Source organism: Vibrio sp. Y51_MX_L26, from assembly GCF_024181935.1.
Taxonomy (GTDB): domain Bacteria; phylum Pseudomonadota; class Gammaproteobacteria; order Enterobacterales; family Vibrionaceae; genus Vibrio; species Vibrio diabolicus.
This window is the reverse complement of the sequence record NZ_JAMZAS010000001.1, coordinates 29,714-47,091: the sequence shown is the minus strand read 5'-3', so window position 1 is coordinate 47,091 and position 17,378 is coordinate 29,714. Positions and strand designations below refer to the sequence as shown.

Genomic DNA, 17,378 nt, shown 5'->3' with positions numbered 1-17,378 from the left:
TCTACTCTGTTAGGTGCAGTTTCTCAATCACTTCAGAACATCCAATACGTTCTCCAAAACGTGTTTGAAGCATTTTGATGGACTCCACTTGCTTAGCTGCCAGCGCTTTATTGGAAAACAGGTAAATGAGCGAGTAGCTATCAACAACTTCGTGCTCCAGCAAACCAGAGACATCATCAACTTTGTCGATCAACGTCGTGTGATACCCTTGCTCACACAACTTCGCCGCTTGAATCCAGCTCTCTGCTTCCCTATGTTGTTCAAAGCTGATAAGCAAGCACTTCCCTTTGGAAGCGGCTTTGTTTTCAGAGTCGATAACAAGGGCAAGACGAGTGATCAAACAAGTTTGAAATAACCCCATCTGCAACGATCTCAGCGATCCTTTGACCATCTCCAGCGCGTCAAATACAGGGTCAATAAATTGTTCAATAACCAAGTTCAATGGATACTCTTTGATAACAGAGGCAAGTAAGCTCTCCGCTTTGCCTCGATTCAGTTTCGACAGTGCTGATAACATGGTTTCTACTTCTTCGAGAGTACGAACTTCATTGTTGACTTCTACGTCCGCACTTTTTCCCAACAGTCCCTTTACTTTACCGATTGCAATCCCCTTCGCGAGCCAACTCTGGACTTCACGAATCGTATCGAGATCTTGCTGTCGATAAAGTCTGTGCCCTTTTTCTGTTCGCTGAGGCTGGATCAAATTGTATCTTCTCTGCCAAGCTCTCAGCGTAACTGGCTTCACACCCGTGATTTCTGCGACATCTCGGATCGCGTATAGTTTTTCTTCTGAACTACAAACCATAGCGTAATCTCATCTCCTGCGGATACGGTTCTAAAAACTTCTGTTTTGCTAAATACTCATCTGGGTAAGTGTTTAAGTAGTGTTTAATCAATGTCAACGGTGCTAACAATGGCAATGTACCAGTGCGGTAGTCATGAATTACTGTTGCTAATTCTTCTTTTTCGTCTTTAGTTAAAGCGCGTTTAAAATACCCTTGTAAATGCATTAGTACGTTAGTGTTGTTTTTTCGGCTAGCACGATTCGCAAGTGCCTTCATAAGACCTAAGCGATACTCTTGATAGAATTCTTCGATTTCATAGCTAGCGACATCGGCAACTAAACGACCAAGAGAGCGGTATGACTCAGGGTGATGCGCCATCAAGGTCAACTTATAGCGCGAATGAAAATCGATAATTTTGCCTCGAGTTGGCTCTCCGTCCATCGAGTCATAAAAGTCGTTTAGGCAAAATACTCGGGTAATAAAGTTTTCTTTTAATACAGGATCGTTGAGTCGGCCATCCTCCTCGACGGGCAACCAAGGCATTTTTTTCATCAGCGTTTGTGTGTACAAGCCGACGCCTTCTTTCGCTGCGTTATTTTTGCTATAAACCTTGACGCGCTCCATACCGCAAGTTGGAGACTTGGCACAGACGATGTAACCACAAAGTTGCTCGCTTTGTAGCTCCTCCACTTTGTTAGCAGAGTAAGCAAGCATATTATCGGTATGGTCATTTTCTGGATTTTTAGTTTCTACCAGCGCCACACGCTCTTCTTCGGAAATCAAACGAATTGTTGGTCGCGGCACTGGCATTCCGACGCCCACTTCGGGACATACCGAAACAAAGTCAAAATATGGGCTGAGCTCTTTAGTCACAAAGTTACTGACTTTATGACCAGAGTCAAAACGAACCCTTTCACCCAAAACACAAGAACTGATACCTACTTTGATTGAAGATTCCATGATGACGCATCCCTATACAAAATGTTTTGTTGTATAACTTATAGCAAGGCTTTTTATATTGTACAAGAAAATAAATTGTACAATATAATCGTTTTACTCTTCTCAAGAGCATTTCGATCAGCGCTTTCTCAAAAGTTTTTTATGTTCTCAATGTCCATTTTGTGCGCGCAATCGACAAATCGCTCAAAAGCGAATCGATTGCTCTTTCGCTTTCAACAGATTTAGTTATCAATGATGTTCATGGTTTCTAAAAGCGTGGTTTTTGTGACTAAGCTCTCAAGGGGGCACTGTACGTCCCGATATTATTGCTTCAACGAAAACGAACAAGTTCAACAGAATTGGTAATAGCGTTCTATACTAGAGGCGTTTTATCAAAACAAAACTTTGGAGAGCACTTATGGCAACCCCACACATCAATGCACAACCAGGTGATTTCGCTGAAACGGTTCTAATGCCAGGCGACCCTTTACGTGCTAAATACATCGCAGAAACGTTTCTTGAAGATGTGAAGCAAGTTTGTGACGTTCGTAACATGTTCGGCTTTACTGGCACTTACAAAGGCAAAAAAGTGTCTGTTATGGGTCACGGCATGGGTATCCCTTCTTGCTGTATCTACGTACACGAGCTAATCGCAGAATACGGTGTGAAAAACGTAATCCGTGTAGGTAGCTGTGGTGCGGTACGTGACGACGTTAACCTAATGGACGTTGTTATCGGTATGGGTGCTTCTACAGACTCTAAAGTAAACCGTATCCGTTTCAACAACCACGACTTCGCTGCAATCGCTGACTACGGCCTTCTAGAAGAAGCGGTAAACCAAGCGCGTGCTCAACAAGTACCAGTGAAAGTTGGTAACGTATTCTCTGCAGACCTGTTCTACACACCAGAAGCTGACATCTTCGAGAAGATGGAAAAACTAGGCATCCTAGGTGTAGACATGGAAGCGGCTGGTATCTACGGTGTTGCTGCAGACCTAGGTGCGAAGGCGTTAACTATCCTAACGGTTTCTGACCACATCATCCGTGGCGAAAAACTAAGCTCAGAAGAGCGTCAAAAGTCGTTCAACGACATGATGAAAGTTGCGCTAGAAACCGCAATCAACATCTAAGAACAAGTAGTAAGTAATAATTTGCAGCCAGAGTTATTGCTGGCTGCCCGAATTATCCCGAGGGGGCGATTGTGTCTAACGGCGAACTGCCAAAAGACGCAGATGGGTTACAACTCAACTTTTGTAAAACATTGGCGTGTGACAACTTTGGATTGAGTGATGCAAAGCGTTACGTTCTGCAACATGCTAACCCTAAACGTCCGGCGATGGTATGCCGTGAATGTGGAGCTTTCCCCCCCTTACTTAACAATCGCGATGTCGTGAACGAACTTCATCGCCTGCGACACGTCCACAGTGACGGGTTGCCTGCGTGCCGCAATGATGATTGCGAGAACTTTGGACTATCCGTCCACACACATAAACACCTCTACCACGCTTTCGGTTACAGCGGCGATCGTCAACGTTACCGTTGTAAAGCGTGTCAAAGTACCTTTGTTGATAAATGGTCAGGCGCGAACAAGAAGCTACAATTCCAAGAGAATTTAATGGGCTTATTGTTTACTGGTTACTCTGTGCGCGAGATCTGCCGAAAACTCAGTATCAACCCGAAAACCTTTTACGACCATGTTGATCATATTGCGAGTCGCTGTCGCCGTAAATTAGCCACTATTGATGCTCGTTGGGTAAACCACGCAACGCACTATGAATTGGCCTCAAACTATGTTGCATTGCAGCCAAACAGCAATAATGGTGTCTACTGGATTGTTTCTGGTGAAGCCCACTCAGGCTATATTCTTTGTCAACATGTGAACTATTCTGCTGATGAAGAGCCAATCGCCACGCTAGACCATAACCCGTACGACGAGGTCTCTCGTTTTGTTTCCCAAGAGTACACAGCGGAAGCAAGTGAACCGCCAGCGGAACCTTCGAACCTCTTGCGTGAGCGTATTGACCAAAAATACCAAACCATTTTGGCTCGCGGTAACGTGGAAGATCCTCTTGGTAATCTTTCTGTATTCCATTACCCATCTAAAGGTGCATTAGTTCGTCCGCCTTACACATCATACGCTCATTACCTGCATGTACTTGATATGTGTTGCCCCAACAAACGTGTATCTCTATATATGCCTCAAGACCCCCTACTACGTTCGGCAGCACTGAGCGTTTGTTTGTCTCGAATTAAAGAGAAAAATGTCGACTTGATGTACGTAGAAGAAGACGCAAATTGGGACATGAGCACACCTTTTGGCAAGGTCGATATCGCCTATATGAGCTGGTGGCGAGATCGCTGGGCGATCTCCACTCAAGACGAAAGCCACAAAGGCATTTGCTACCTTGCAGGTGATCGAAATGAGCCCGAGAAATGGTTTAACGTTGCAACAACTCGCCATGTGCAGTTCTATCAAAATCGCTTCCAGATCCTTTTCGAAAGCTTCATTAACGAGCCACGTCGCAAATTACGACCTGCTGGAATTTTACCTCTTTTAGATATATTCAGAGCTTGGCATAATTTGTGCTATCAGGATAAGCAGGGTCTTACCGCCGCACAAAGGCTAGAAGTCACTGATGCTCCTTTGACCATCAAACAGCTCCTATCGTAACTATTGGCATTTAGATGTAGTAATTAGGGGCTGTGACAGTATACATTACGGCACCTAATCGTTTACCAAAGCGTTATCCGCATCGTTTTGGTAATAAAACATGCATCTAACCACTTAATATTAGGTGTGAATTCCAGTTCGATAGTCATGGATGTGAACGTTGGATAAAAACCAAATTCAGCTAGAAGATGAGCTCAAAAAGCTTAAAGGCCAAATAAAAACGGCCCCTGAACACACCTTCAGTATTGCGCAGCAATACCGTATCCGCGCGGAGCAAATTTTATTTGTGGATGGTGAAATCAGAGCATTGCTGATAATGGCGCAGTGCTGTTGGTGCCTAATGGATTACCGACAAGGCTTAAAGCTAGTCAAAGACGCCTACAGCAAGCAAACCCAACTTGAAACCGACGACCACCTGCCCGAAATTCTTCATTTGTTTGCTCTCCAATATTGGGGACAAGCAAAGTATTACTCAGCCCAACAATATTGGATTAATGCACTCGAACAATCTGCCCTCGTTGATGATATTGAAATTCAAATCGAATCTCTAATTGGGCTTGGCAACGTATGGCGCATCACAAATGAGCATCAACTTGCCGCTTCCACTCATGAGCTGGCCGTTAAAGTGGCAAACAACGTCCGTATTGCTTGGTTGGAAGGCAAAGCTCGTATCCTGTTGGCTTGGGACTATTACTTACTGAATAAGTTTGTCGAAATGCTCACTGTGCTGGATGGTGCAACCGAAGTACTAAAAGATCATGATGACAGCACATGGCAAGCCGAGATCTGGGACTTTAAAGGCTTAGCGCTACTTGGGCTAGAACGCCTTGATGCCGCAGAAGAAGCCACACAAAAGGCCCATAAACTCGCTATTGAACATGATCTCATTTGGATGAAGGCACACTCGTTTATTAGCCGCGCAAGGCTCGAACTCTTGCGCAAAAATACGGATAGTGCAGCAAAGTTACTACTCGCAGCAGAAGAGTCCGCGCTTAGTTTTGACAACGGCGAGCTACTAAGTCAGATCTGCTTTCAGCAATCCCGAGTCGCTGAAGAGCAAGGTGATTTTGAATCAGCGTTTAACGCGTTTAAAAAATACCGTAAACATGCACTTAAAATGCTCAAAGAACAGACTCATCGAGTCAGTATGGATAAAGCACGCGGCTCCAAACGCCAGCTAGAGCAACGAGCGCGTAAGCTGATTAATCGTATCCGTTCCCAACATGAATATGACCCTGAAAAACAGTTTTCTAATGTTGTGTCCGAGACCTACTGGTGGGAACAGTTAGTTCTGTTTAAAACAGAGCTCAAACGCTCCAACCACGCGATCATTATGATTCAGCATGCAAACCCCGAATTTCTCGATGTTTGTACTGAGCTAGTTCATGCATTGACGACCTCAAATGATCTCATCTCACGAATTTCCAGTGACAGACTAGCTATGTTAATTGCAGAGAAAGGTCAAGCAGCAGAAGATGTCTATCGCACGGTTCAGGCAATGTTAGACATCTATCCATGGAAACGTCGCGGGCTAAAAGGTCCCAAACCGATACTGTATTTGCAAGATATCCTGACCTTCCCATTCACTTTAGAGCAACTCGAAGAAAGCTATATTGAGGTAATGAAGCATGGAACAACTGCTTAGCAAGGTCACTGACGCAGGCATCGATCCTTCTTCCGTCTCTGGTGAAGAAGCGATTACGCTGTGGGAGCACATCGGGTTACATATTGCATCCACGAACCGAGAAAAAGCACATTGCTATATCATTAGTGCCGAGTATCGACGAGAAATTAAACAGCTCAACGACAGTATCGAAGAACTACGACAAGCCCTTGAGTTGCTCGTTTTACCCGACGATGTAGAAGATATTCTGTCTGTAAAAGCAAGCTTGAGTGATCGTTTAGTAGAAGTAGGTGACTACAACGCAGCATTAACCGAGTATGTCGCTGCAACGAATATCGCCGTCGAATATGGCTATATTGATGAGTACGTACTGGCTATTATTGGAATGGGCAATTTGTGCGATGCCTATGGGGATCACCATCGCGCCTTGCGTTATTACCAAAAAATCGATGCGATCGATCACGCCATTAGCAGTCGCTCCCTACGTCTGCGCTACAAACTTTACATGCTTGCCTGTTACATCAGTTTGAACCGTACCGCAGATGCACAAGAATTATTGAGTGAGTGTGAAGAGCTAAGTATCCTCGTCAGTGATAAAAACCTTGCTGCGCAAATTCATCTCTACCGAGCCAAACTGCATCGTTTGCAAGAGGATTACCCTAACGCATTGCTTGCTATCTCGAATGTTCAGTATACGACGGGCAGTGCTACCACGTACTGGTTGTCCACAATGGTCAAAATCGAGACCGCATATTGTCTAAACGGTGTCGGACACATCTCTTTAGCCAACTTAGTGTTGGACTCTATCGGTAAACGAATTCAGAAGCACTCTTCTCCTCTTGTCGCTCAGCATTTTTACAACGCAATGAGTCAAGTTTACGCTTCTCAAGGGTTATTTCAGAAAGCATTAAACTGTGAAAAAAAAGCGTTTCGCATTGAATCTGACCTTGTCAAACACATTCCAATTGGTGAGTTGGGTTCTACTCAATTACGTCGACTTTCTCGTTTTGAGCTACAGCTCAAACTCATTTTGTCAGAACTTGAAAACAAAGAACTCAAGGAAACCACCAAACAACATAAGAATACGGTCGCCCAACTACAGCAAGATGTCTTTACTGACCCGCTAACCTCTTTGCACAACCGGCGCTGGTTAGAAGTCAAACTCAAAGACCTGCTTTTGCACGATACTGAATTTGCGTTGATGGTCATCGATATTGACCACTTTAAGTCCATCAATGATGAGCTCAGTCACCTTGTTGGAGACAAAGCTATTAAACGTGTGTCTCAAGAATTAGCAGGATACTTCAAATTTAAAGGCGCTTCTTGCGTTCGCTTTGGCGGTGAAGAGTTTCTTGTCATTCTAGAGAATAGCAATCTAGAACGGGCAGAAATGCATGCCGAGAATTACCGCGAACGCATTTATCAATATGGTTGGGACGATATTCTTGGCGAGCGGGGGTTGACCGTATCGATCGGGATTACCTTACATCGAGAAGGAGAGAATACACAACGTACCTTCTACCGCGCCGATAAAGCCTTGTACCGCGCCAAAGCCAATGGCCGAAACCAAGTCTGTACCGAACTTTAAACCATGCCCCAATCTTCACTTGGGGCATAACCGTGGCTTTGATTCTCTATTCCTTCCTTTATTACTACTTAGTTTGAATATAGTCGCCTTCACTTCTTATTGTCCTCGAATCGCAATCGATACGGATATCGCATAAACATAATTCAAGTACAAAATAACTTGATTGAACGATAGTTAAGACAAATACTTAAACTGTTAATTTACGTAAGATTTTCCATTAGGTAACAAGCACAGGCAGGTAAGATGTTTCTAGACTATTTTGCACTTGGGTTACTCATCTTCGTTGCTTTGGTGATCTTCTACGGGATTATCGTTATTCATGATATTCCGTATGAAATTGCTAAAGAACGCGAACACCCTCATCAAGACGCAATTCATTACGCAGGCTGGGTTAGCCTTTTCACTTTACATGCACTGTGGCCATTTTTATGGATATGGGCAACATTGTGGCGCAAGGAGCGAGGCTGGGGCTTCAAACAACTTGAGCAAGAAACGCACGACATTCATCACCGCCTTGAAGAGCTCATCGACGAAGTCAACGAACTCAAAAACGAAGTATCGATGTTGAAACAACAAAAGATTCAGCAAAGGCCTTTGACTGAACAAAGTAAAGAGGACGAATAATGGATTTATTGCTGATTCTGACTTACACAGCCCTTTGTATCGCCATTTTTAAAGTCTTTAATATTCCTTTGAACAAATGGACCGTACCTACAGCCGTACTTGGCGGCGTAGTGTTGGTGGGCACACTCGTCCTTCTTATGAACTACAACCACCCATTTACTCAGTTAGGTAACCAAGTATTCCCGACTACGCCTATCGTCTCTGGCGTGCGTGGCCGCGTGGTGGAAGTACCAGTCCAGGCCAACCAACCGCTCAAAACGGGCGATATTCTTTTCAAAATCGACCCTGTGCCTTTTGAAGCAGAAGTCGCACGCCTTGAAGCGAAAGTGAAAGAAGCAAGCCAAGGTGCGTTGGGTTTAGAGTCTGACTTGAGAGAAGCAGAAGCGGCGGTTTTGAAAGCGCAAGCCGATAGAGATAAAGCACAAAGAGAATTTAGCCGATATCAAAGGGGCTTTGATCGCGGCGCGTTTACGGAACAAGATTTAGATACTCGACGCCAAGCGTACAAAGCGGCAGAAGCCATGCTAGACGTTGCCATTTTGCAGCAAGAGCAAGCACAGATCGCATTAGAGTCGGAAATCGGCGGTGAGAATACCCAAGTCGCGCAACTACTCGCTGAGCTACGTAAAGCAGAGTTCAACCTTGAGCAAACCGTCGTTCGTGCGCCAACCGATGGTTACGTTACGCAATTGGCTTTGCGCCCTGGTGTGATGGCTGTGCCATTGCCGCTTGCCCCAGCAATGACCTTCGTGCATACCGAAGACATTACGTACACCGCTGCGTTCAGACAAAACTCGCTACAACGTTTGAAGGCAGGCTTTGAAGCGGAGTTTATGTTCCGTGCGATACCGGGCAAGGTATTCCGTGGCGAAGTCATCGACGTGATTCCAGCCATTGGTGAAAGCCAAATTCAAGCCAGAGGTGCTCTGCTTGGTACCGATGCCCTGCGCACAAGCGGACGTGTATTTGCGAAGCTGAAAATCACGGACGATTTGAGCGAATACCACCTACCAATGGGTACCGCGGTTGAAGTCGCCGTTTACTCAGACAGCTTTACTCACGTGTCAGTGATGCGCAAAGTGCTGATTCGCATGAAGAGCTGGCAGAACTATTTGTACCTAGACCATTAATGAACAGCTAGCTCATTCATTTATCGATGAAAATAGTATCAGAAAGTGTAATCGGGGGCTGACAATCAGCCTCCGATTTCATTCTAGCCATCCAGACAGATAGCATTCCCACTTTTATCAATATTCTGTATAATGCGCGCCTTATTTTTAATGCTTGCTAAAAAACAAAGCCAGTCAAAGGGATACGTGAATCAAATCACACATTTCCTGAAGAAAAATAGAGCAAACAATAAGCAACTTGGTTGTTTTGTATATATGTTACACAATCAAATAACCAATGCTTTCCAACAATATAAATGAACGTTCTTTAAAATCGACCATTGAACTGAGGTTATCTATGAATCTTTCTGCTAAAACCGTTGTGGTTATTGCAATCGGTGCTGCTCTTTACGGCATCGGTGGCCTACCTATGTTTGGCATCCCTGTGTTTGCAAACACAACGCTAAAACCAGCCATGGCAGTATTAGCATTGTTCTCAGTACTATTTGGCCCACTTGTTGGCTTTTTGGTTGGTTTTATTGGCCACTGGGTCACTGACCTATTCGCAGGTTGGGGCGTATGGCTCACTTGGGTACTTGGTTCAGGTATTGTTGGTTTGATTATCGGTCTATTCCCTTCTCTAACGCGCTACCGTTTAGAGAAAGGCGATTTCAATATGAAAGACTTCGCGTTATTCGTAGTACTTGCGCTATTAGGCAACGTATTTGGTTACGGTTGCTCTGCATTCCTCGACACGATTTTATACGCAGAACCGTTCACTAAAGTGTTTACCCAGCTTTCAATTATCGCGATCGGTAACACTATTCTTATTGCTATTGTTGGCTTCTTCATTCTTAAGTCTGTCGCTAAACGTAACAAGCAAAGCCGTAACTTAACAGAGGCTTAATGTCGAATGACAATCGAATTTTCTAACTTCTCTTTTAGATATGAGTCGCTGGACAAACCGACGCTAAAAAATATCAATCTAAGGATAGAGAAAGGAGAGAAAATCGTCATTATAGGTCCAAGTGGTAGTGGTAAATCTACCCTTGGGCAATGTCTTAACGGACTGATCCCACACGCAATCAAAGGGGAAGCCAGTGGAACACTGACCATCAATGGTCAAGACACTGCCCCTTTCGACATGCACCAATACACTGAGCAAGTTGGCACCGTACTGCAAGATACGGACAGCCAATTTGTCGGCTTGAGCATTGGCGAAGACATCGCATTTGCGCTGGAAAACCAGCTAACTTCTAACATCGACATGTACCCATTGGTCAAAGCCACGGCCAAAATGGTCGACTTGGAACAGATGTTAGATCGCTCTCCCCACGATTTATCTGGCGGGCAGAAACAGCGTGTTTCTTTGGCGGGCATTCTCGTCGATGACGTCGATATCCTTTTGTTTGATGAACCATTAGCTGCGCTTGACCCTAAAACGGGTAAAAAAACCATCGAGATCATCGATGAGCTACACCGCGAAACAGGCAAAACCATCGTAATCATTGAGCATCGTCTTGAGGACGTTCTGCATCGCTCAGTTGACCGTATTATCTTGATGGAAAGCGGCGAAATCATTGCCGATACAACGCCAGATGAAATTTTAGCGTCGCCTCTGCTAGAAGATTACGGCATCCGCGAACCGCTTTATATTTCGGCTCTGAAAGAAGCAGGCTGCGCGATTGAGGGCGATGCAAAACCTTCTAGCTTAACTACCTTACCGTTGGAGCAATATAAACCAGCAGTACAAGCATGGTTTGATGGTTCAACAGCACAACCACCTAAAACGCCAGCCGAGACTTTGCTTGAAGTCCGTGGCCTTACCTATTCTTACGACGGTGAGAAAAACGCGTTAGAAGACGTGAGTTTTGACATCAAGCGTGGCGAGTTTGTCTCTGTACTTGGCAAAAATGGCTCGGGTAAATCGACCATCACCAAACTGATTATGGGCGTTATTGAAGCGGATAGCGGCTCAATGAGCATGAATGGTCAAGATCTTAACGAACTGACCATCTTCGAGCGCAGCCAGAAAGTGGGCGTGGTGATGCAAAACCCGAATCACATGATTTCCCATCACATGATTTTCGACGAAGTGGCCTTCGGCCTCCGTAATCGTGGCATTGAAGAGAAACAGATCGAAGCTAAAGTACTTGAAGTCCTTGAGCTGTGCGGTTTGAGCAAATACCGTCACTGGCCAATCGAAGCATTGAGTTATGGCCAGAAAAAGCGCGTGACCATTGCGTCAATTCTGGTCTTGGAACCAGAGCTTCTGATCCTTGATGAACCGACGGCAGGTCAGGACTACCGGAACTACACGTCTATGCTGAGTTTCATCGAAAAGCTCAATCGCGAGTTGGGCGTAACCGTGATGATCATCTCTCATGACATGCATTTAGTGCTGGAATACACCACGCGCTCTATCGTGATTGCAGACAGTAAATTAGTCGCGGATGCACCAATGACGCAGGTATTCAGCAGTCCAGAGCTACTAGACCAAGCGAACCTCACCACAACAAGTCTGTTTGAGTTGGCTACGAAAGTTGGCATCGAAGACACCAATGGCTTTATGCAGCATTTTATCAATGTAGAGAAAGCGCACCGCCAACAAAAAAGCAGCGAAGTAAACCAACCAGAGAAAGCGGTGGCATGAAAGACAATAAGATGAAGTTTGGTATCAACTACATCGATACCCAATCGCCACTTCATAAGTTGAATGGCATTACTAAGTTCTTGCTTTTCATTGCTTGGGTAACGGTGGTGTTGACCACGTTTGACTTGCGAATCATTGCACTGTTGATTGTGCTTGGTTTGGGCTTATTGAAAGTGACCAAAGTGCCATTTCATGTCTACAAACCACTTTTACTCGGTACAGGCACGGTATTGCTGATCAATGCCCTGTTTATGTTCGCGTTAGCACCGCAACAAGGTACTGAGTTCATGGGCTCATCAACGGTTTTACTCTCGTTACCCGGTAATTACTCGCTCACTCAAGAGACGTTGTTTTACCTAGTAACAGTGACGTTGAAATACTTTAGCATGTTCCCAATCGCGTTAGTGTTTGTATTTACCACTCACCCGACGGAGTTTTCAGCTAGCTTGAACCGCTTGGGTGTGCCTTACAAAATCGCCTATGCCGTGAGCTTAACGCTGCGCTACTTGCCGGAAGTGAAAAAGGACTTTGTTAACATCATGCACGCGCAACAAGCACGCGGAGTAGAACTGAGTAAGAAGGCTCCGTTGTTCACTCGTATGAAGAACGTGGCAAAGATTCTTGGCCCTCTGATTTTCTCTAGTTTGGACAGAGCAGACCAAATCTCAAACGCGATGACGCTACGTGGTTTTGGCCGTCACTCATCTCGCACCTGGTACAGCCTAAAACCCCTGACCAAAGCCGATATGATCTGCATGGCGGGGATTGCAGTGATAGTGATGGCTGCGATCAGCAAGCGTGTTATGGACACACAACTGTTCTGGTATCCGTTTTAAATTCTAAAGCTTCAAACTGAACATAACGTGGTTAGTGTTGTGACCACGTTATGTTTCCCTCTTTCTCCTCGATAACCCGCTCATTAGCCTCTTGCTTGCAGGTGCTCAAAATAGGCGTGTAATCTCAGCGGCTCGTTGATGTGCCAGAAAGTTGCTTATTTAAGCGACCAACATGAACTAAACTCATCAGTTTTATCAGGGGCTTAATGATCAACTGTGCGCTGCCTACGATGAACAGCCAAGTCCCGCTTTCAATCAACGAATCATTCAAAAAGAAAAAACTACCAATTAAAAACCAAATAGCTATGAGCAGATCGTTGGCAGCACCTAACGCCTCATAGCGACGTTGAATAACGACGTGACGGTTTCCTAGATCTAAATCCAACTCCCTGCCATGTACCTGCACTGTAAAACCCTCCTTAGTGTTTCGACTCATGTTGTATCCGAGTAATTTCAACATACTTAGGTATAAAACCCTAACGGACCCAATAGATATGTACAACCATAGAAGACACAACATGAGGATAAAGAAAAGGGTGCCTAAGCACCCAAGTCAATAAAGCTATTAACAGTAATTAACTTCTATTACTAGATAGTAAGTACCAACTTAGCTCCACTTTAATAAGCGGGTCTCATTGCCCTCTTCTGGCTTCGCTGGAATATTGAGTGACAGCAGTAAGCTCACAGCCGCCATACCTGCACCGATGTAAAATACGCTAGCAGGAGAAACCAGCCAAATCACACCAAACGTAACGGGTATCACAACCGCCGCAATATGGTTAATAGTAAACGCAACCCCAGCGGTCGACGCCATATCGGCAGGATCAGCAATTTTTTGGAAGTAGGTTTTGATAGCAAGCGCTAGCGCGAAGAACAAATGGTCGACAACATACAATGCAGCAGCCCACTCCGCGGTTTGCACCAAACCATAACCGACGAATACGAAGATCAAACCGACGTACTCAAACATCAGCGCTTTACGCTCACCAACAACGCCGATGAAGCGGCCGATTCGCTTCGCAAACAAGAAGTTAAAGACATAGTTGATCAAAAACAGCAAGGTAATGTCTGCGGCAGAGTATCCAAACTTCTCTACCATCAAGAAGCCAGCGAAAACCGTGAAAATCTGACGGCGAGCACCACTCATAAACGTGAGCGCATAGTACAACCAGTAACGTTTACGCAGAATGAGTTTCTTGTTTTGAGGCACTTTTGTTTTAAATTGAGGGAAAGCAAATGCCATCACCAAAATAAGCACAAAACCTAAACCACCTGCCATTAGATAGACCGTTTTAAAATCAAGTTTGAGCTGTTCGAGCGAAACCCAAATGGCGCCGTAGGTAAACAGAGAAGCCAAAGCCCCAACAGAAATAAATTTACCCAGCATTTCCGGGGCTTCTTCTTTCGATAGCCATTGTAAAGACAAAGACTGCTTTAGTGTTTCAAAGTAGTGGAAACCGGTGGACATTAACAAGGTGGTAAAAAGTAGACCGTACAAAGTGGGAAAATAACCTGTTAATGCCGTACCAAGCGTAAGCATCGCCAAAGAGACGAGCATAAAGCGTTGTTCACGGATAAAAAGTAAAACGAATACCGCAGTGAAAGCTAGAAAGCCAGGTACTTCCCTAACACTTTGAAGTAAACCGATATCAGCGCCATCAAAGTTCGCTTTCTCGATAACAAAGTTGTTCAACAACGCCATCCAAGTAGAAAAAGCAATGGGCACGATAATGGAAATTAACAGGAGGAAATTTTGCGGCGTTCTCCAGCCTTGCGATGAGGTAGTCATGATGTTTCCTTTAAATATGAAGGCATCATCATAGCTTTAAATGTAACAAATTCGCAATATCATTATTATTTTCAACCCTGGCCAAGCAGATACGGTGTAGAGATATTGTTATGAAAATAAACATCGCACTCAATTCCTTGGTTAAGCGCGATGTTGAAATATCGAGAGAAATAGGTAAAAACGCCAGTGATGAGGCTCAGTAACTTAATCGATATTCTTTACTGTTAGACGATTCTTAAATTCAAACACATGTTCTGGACACACATCCAAACAGCGGCCACAGCTAATGCAGTTTTGATCCATAACTCGACGATCTCCCTCTTTCAATGGTTGTCGAAGCACTTCTGGTTCTGGGCAAACATAAAAGCAGTCCATGCATTTCGTGCAATCCTCGCGGCGAACAGCGGTAACGCGCAACAGGCTTTTTCGGCCTATCACACCATAGGTAGCCCCCAGTGGACATAAGTGCCCACACCACCCATGCTCAACTAAGAGTAAATCCAGTACGAACACCAGTGCGATCAACACCCAACCTGCGCCCATACCAAACACCAATCCGCGATGCAATGCCGCCACTGGATCTAACCATGTCCAAAGAATCGCGCCAGACAGAGCACTACCCAACATCAAAACAGGGATCAGCCAATAACGAATAGTAGGAGACCAACGATAGCTCGCTTTAATGTTGAGCTTTCTGCGCAGCCAAGCCGCCAAATCTGTCACGATATTTAACGGGCACACCCACGCACAAAATGCGCGCGGCGCTAAAATCGCGTAAAACACCACGACAATCACTACGCCTAACAGCGCATTAAACTCCGGAACATGCCCTGTCGCCAAAGCTTGAAGCAAAATTAACGGGTCACTTAACGGCACTGTGTCGAGCAACATACTTGATGACAGATTACCGGTTAGAATTCCCAGCGTCGGCCCAGCCATAAACAGCGCAATGATGGTGAGCTGGCATAGTCTGCGTAAAATCAAAAACCGATGTGCGCGCCACCAGCCAAGCTTTTCAACCGCTTCTTTTCCAGCATTTTGAGCTAAGTTCTTTGCCATTACTTACCTCCTTTTAGCGATTCAAGCGCACCTTCCGGTACAGGCGTCTCACTAGGGAGGATATTTTCGAGTGGTTTGTCGATCTCTTTCCAACCAAAATTGTAGTGACTGCCCACTTTGCCTTTCGCCAAATCCGTCGGGACGACTTTAATAGCAGCGACATCCAACACGCACGCTTGTTCGCACTTGCCACATCCGGTACACACTTCGGAATTCACTGTTGGGATAAGTTTGGCGTGATAACCGGTTCGGTCGTTGTGAACCATCTCTAACGTGATGGCTTCATCAATCAGCGGACAAACGCGATAACAAACGTCGCATCGTAATCCTTGCCAGTTAAGGCAAGTTTCATGGTCAATAAGAACCGCTGTACCCATTCGAGCATCATCAATATCGGTTAGTTTCGGATCCAGCGCCCCACTCGGACAAGCGACAACACAAGGAATGTCTTCGCACATTTCGCAGGGAATATCGCGTGCAGTAAAGTAAGGTGAGCCAGTCGCGACGGGTGAAAGTAATGTCGCAAGTTTCAATGTTTCGTAAGGGCATGCTTGAACACACAAGCCACATCGAATACAGGCTGATTCGAAATCGCCTTCTGGCAAAGCACCGGGTGGGCGAATAGGCACACCTTTCGTTTCTCGAGCTTGGCTTTGCAGCGATTGTAAGCCCAACACACACGCCGCTGCGCCAACGCCTGCCGCAGTTCGGACAGTATCACGCAAAAATCGACGCCGACTTTGCGATGTTTTAGACTGAGAGGATTTCATGCTATTTCCTCAACGAAACTCCTTTATCAAGTTAAGCATAAATAGCGCTAAACGTACCTCTTCCCCATACCTCATAAGAGGTAACTCCACCCTCAATTGATTCAAGTCAACTGATGTACAGTGCCGTCGTCACAGTTTGAATAATTCCATTTATTTCCTCCAACATGAAATTCACCACGATACTCTGCCGTGCACGCCATTTTCAGTACAATAATTCAACACCTTTGCAATCTATTCGCTAAATTCAAAGATAAATGACTACTAAAATTTAGAAAAACATCGCTATAACAACCTAATTTAAAAGGTGTTTATCTCTCAAACCTCAAAAAATACTATCCAAAATAAGGAACTGTGGTTAGATTGAAAATTAATACTAAAAAGCGAAGGAGAGAAGCATGGAAATTATCGTACGTCCAACAACCGTTGAAGACGCAGCGGCACTCGTAGAAATCTATTCACAACCAAAAGCACAACGTGAAACCCTGCAACTCCCAAAACCTTCGCTCGCAATGTGGGTAGAACGATTGTCAAATATGCCCGCAGGCGTTTATAGCTACGTCGCTGAAATCGATGGTAAAGTAGTGGGTAACATTGGCTTTCACCACTCGCAGCGTCCAAGAACGGCGCACACGGCCGCGTTTGGTATTGGCGTTCACGACCAGTTTCACGGCCTAGGCGTGGGAAGTAAGTTAATTGAAACCATCATCGAGTTGGCGGATAACTGGTTGAATGTAAGACGCATCCAGTTAGAAGTGAATGCCGACAACGAGGCCGCGATTGGCCTGTACAAAAAGCATGGTTTTGAAATTGAAGGAGAGGCGATTGATGGCTCCTTCCGAGATGGCGAGTTCATCAATACCTATTACATGGCACGTATCAGGCCAAGTAAAAAATAAATCAAAGCCTCCTAATTGGAGGCTTTTCTTCTTAAA

General features: G+C 45.0%; 16 protein-coding genes. 10 read left to right on the top strand and 6 right to left on the bottom strand.

Features of this window, described 5'->3' with window-relative positions; genetic code table 11:
• Position 1 precedes the first annotated feature (1 nt).
• Both NL645_RS00195 and NL645_RS00190 read right to left on the bottom strand, forming a co-directional pair.
• On the bottom strand, positions 2 to 805 hold the full coding sequence (locus tag NL645_RS00195; RefSeq protein WP_005394919.1) for a MerR family transcriptional regulator: 804 nt from the start codon (positions 803 to 805) through the stop codon (positions 2 to 4).
• On the bottom strand, positions 795 to 1,745 hold the full coding sequence (locus NL645_RS00190) for a DUF523 and DUF1722 domain-containing protein (protein ID WP_046875782.1): 951 nt from the start codon (positions 1,743 to 1,745) through the stop codon (positions 795 to 797). The genes NL645_RS00195 and NL645_RS00190 overlap by 11 nt, the downstream gene beginning before the upstream one ends.
• A 397-nt stretch (positions 1,746 to 2,142) precedes the next feature.
• Here NL645_RS00190 and deoD point away from each other — a divergent pair, with 397 nt between their 5' ends.
• The 9 genes from deoD (at position 2,143) to NL645_RS00145 (ending at position 12,828) form a co-directional block, all read left to right on the top strand.
• Complete coding sequence (deoD, locus tag NL645_RS00185) at positions 2,143 to 2,853, top strand: purine-nucleoside phosphorylase (protein ID WP_005394915.1); 711 nt, start codon at positions 2,143 to 2,145, stop codon at positions 2,851 to 2,853.
• A 71-nt stretch (positions 2,854 to 2,924) separates the two neighbouring features.
• Positions 2,925 to 4,394: a hypothetical protein gene (locus tag NL645_RS00180; protein ID WP_005394913.1), complete on the top strand. Its 1,470-nt coding sequence runs from the start codon at positions 2,925 to 2,927 to the stop codon at positions 4,392 to 4,394.
• 160 nt (positions 4,395 to 4,554) lie between these two features.
• Positions 4,555 to 6,039, top strand: coding sequence for a lipopolysaccharide assembly protein LapB (locus NL645_RS00175; RefSeq protein ID WP_164665883.1), 1,485 nt, complete (start codon positions 4,555 to 4,557; stop codon positions 6,037 to 6,039).
• The gene (locus NL645_RS00170) at positions 6,023 to 7,606 is read left to right on the top strand and encodes a diguanylate cyclase (RefSeq protein WP_006741935.1); all 1,584 of its coding nucleotides are present in this window, start codon (positions 6,023 to 6,025) and stop codon (positions 7,604 to 7,606) included. The genes NL645_RS00175 and NL645_RS00170 overlap by 17 nt, the downstream gene beginning before the upstream one ends.
• Positions 7,607 to 7,849: 243 nt before the next feature.
• Positions 7,850 to 8,230, top strand: a complete 381-nt coding sequence (locus tag NL645_RS00165) for a DUF3302 domain-containing protein (RefSeq protein ID WP_006741936.1) — start codon at positions 7,850 to 7,852, stop codon at positions 8,228 to 8,230.
• A complete protein-coding gene (locus NL645_RS00160; protein ID WP_005394904.1) occupies positions 8,230 to 9,360 on the top strand; it encodes an HlyD family secretion protein in 1,131 nt (376 codons plus the stop codon). Before NL645_RS00165 ends, NL645_RS00160 begins: the two co-directional genes overlap by 1 nt.
• 337 nt (positions 9,361 to 9,697) lie before the next feature.
• Entirely contained in the window at positions 9,698 to 10,246 is a 549-nt protein-coding gene (locus NL645_RS00155) for an ECF-type riboflavin transporter substrate-binding protein (protein WP_005375133.1), read from the top strand.
• Between the two features lie 6 nt (positions 10,247 to 10,252).
• Positions 10,253 to 11,992, top strand: a complete 1,740-nt coding sequence (locus NL645_RS00150) for an ABC transporter ATP-binding protein (RefSeq protein WP_253650928.1) — start codon at positions 10,253 to 10,255, stop codon at positions 11,990 to 11,992.
• Positions 11,989 to 12,828: an energy-coupling factor transporter transmembrane protein EcfT gene (locus NL645_RS00145; RefSeq protein ID WP_253650927.1), complete on the top strand. Its 840-nt coding sequence runs from the start codon at positions 11,989 to 11,991 to the stop codon at positions 12,826 to 12,828. Before NL645_RS00150 ends, NL645_RS00145 begins: the two co-directional genes overlap by 4 nt.
• Positions 12,829 to 12,952: 124 nt before the next feature.
• Here the strand turns inward: NL645_RS00145 and NL645_RS00140 are convergent, their stop codons facing one another.
• The 4 genes from NL645_RS00140 to napG form a co-directional block, all read right to left on the bottom strand.
• A complete protein-coding gene (locus NL645_RS00140; RefSeq protein WP_043884592.1) occupies positions 12,953 to 13,264 on the bottom strand; it encodes a YrhK family protein in 312 nt (103 codons plus the stop codon).
• A 171-nt stretch (positions 13,265 to 13,435) separates the two neighbouring features.
• Positions 13,436 to 14,617: an MFS transporter gene (locus NL645_RS00135; protein ID WP_005394895.1), complete on the bottom strand. Its 1,182-nt coding sequence runs from the start codon at positions 14,615 to 14,617 to the stop codon at positions 13,436 to 13,438.
• A gap of 204 nt (positions 14,618 to 14,821) precedes the next feature.
• A complete protein-coding gene (napH, locus tag NL645_RS00130) occupies positions 14,822 to 15,676 on the bottom strand; it encodes a quinol dehydrogenase ferredoxin subunit NapH (RefSeq protein ID WP_253644825.1) in 855 nt (284 codons plus the stop codon).
• Positions 15,676 to 16,446, bottom strand: coding sequence for a ferredoxin-type protein NapG (gene napG, locus NL645_RS00125; RefSeq protein WP_006741942.1), 771 nt, complete (start codon positions 16,444 to 16,446; stop codon positions 15,676 to 15,678). The genes napH and napG overlap by 1 nt, the downstream gene beginning before the upstream one ends.
• Before the next feature lie 395 nt (positions 16,447 to 16,841).
• Here napG and NL645_RS00120 point away from each other — a divergent pair, with 395 nt between their 5' ends.
• On the top strand, positions 16,842 to 17,342 hold the full coding sequence (locus tag NL645_RS00120; protein WP_046875775.1) for a GNAT family N-acetyltransferase: 501 nt from the start codon (positions 16,842 to 16,844) through the stop codon (positions 17,340 to 17,342).
• Positions 17,343 to 17,378 lie beyond the last annotated feature (36 nt).

Excerpts from the sequence above, each read along its gene's own strand:
- NL645_RS00195 (WP_005394919.1), bottom strand. The coding sequence starts at position 805 with ATGGTTTGTAGTTCAGAAGAAAAACTATACGCGATCCGAGATGTCGCA.
- NL645_RS00190 (WP_046875782.1), bottom strand. The coding sequence starts at position 1,745 with ATGGAATCTTCAATCAAAGTAGGTATCAGTTCTTGTGTTTTGGGTGAA.
- deoD (WP_005394915.1), top strand. The coding sequence starts at position 2,143 with ATGGCAACCCCACACATCAATGCACAACCAGGTGATTTCGCTGAAACG.
- NL645_RS00170 (WP_006741935.1), top strand. The coding sequence starts at position 6,023 with ATGGAACAACTGCTTAGCAAGGTCACTGACGCAGGCATCGATCCTTCT.
- NL645_RS00165 (WP_006741936.1), top strand. The coding sequence starts at position 7,850 with ATGTTTCTAGACTATTTTGCACTTGGGTTACTCATCTTCGTTGCTTTG.
- NL645_RS00160 (WP_005394904.1), top strand. The coding sequence starts at position 8,230 with ATGGATTTATTGCTGATTCTGACTTACACAGCCCTTTGTATCGCCATT.
- NL645_RS00155 (WP_005375133.1), top strand. The coding sequence starts at position 9,698 with ATGAATCTTTCTGCTAAAACCGTTGTGGTTATTGCAATCGGTGCTGCT.
- NL645_RS00150 (WP_253650928.1), top strand. The coding sequence starts at position 10,253 with ATGACAATCGAATTTTCTAACTTCTCTTTTAGATATGAGTCGCTGGAC.
- NL645_RS00145 (WP_253650927.1), top strand. The coding sequence starts at position 11,989 with ATGAAAGACAATAAGATGAAGTTTGGTATCAACTACATCGATACCCAA.
- NL645_RS00140 (WP_043884592.1), bottom strand. The coding sequence starts at position 13,264 with ATGAGTCGAAACACTAAGGAGGGTTTTACAGTGCAGGTACATGGCAGG.
- NL645_RS00135 (WP_005394895.1), bottom strand. The coding sequence starts at position 14,617 with ATGACTACCTCATCGCAAGGCTGGAGAACGCCGCAAAATTTCCTCCTG.
- napH (WP_253644825.1), bottom strand. The coding sequence starts at position 15,676 with ATGGCAAAGAACTTAGCTCAAAATGCTGGAAAAGAAGCGGTTGAAAAG.
- napG (WP_006741942.1), bottom strand. The coding sequence starts at position 16,446 with ATGAAATCCTCTCAGTCTAAAACATCGCAAAGTCGGCGTCGATTTTTG.
- NL645_RS00120 (WP_046875775.1), top strand. The coding sequence starts at position 16,842 with ATGGAAATTATCGTACGTCCAACAACCGTTGAAGACGCAGCGGCACTC.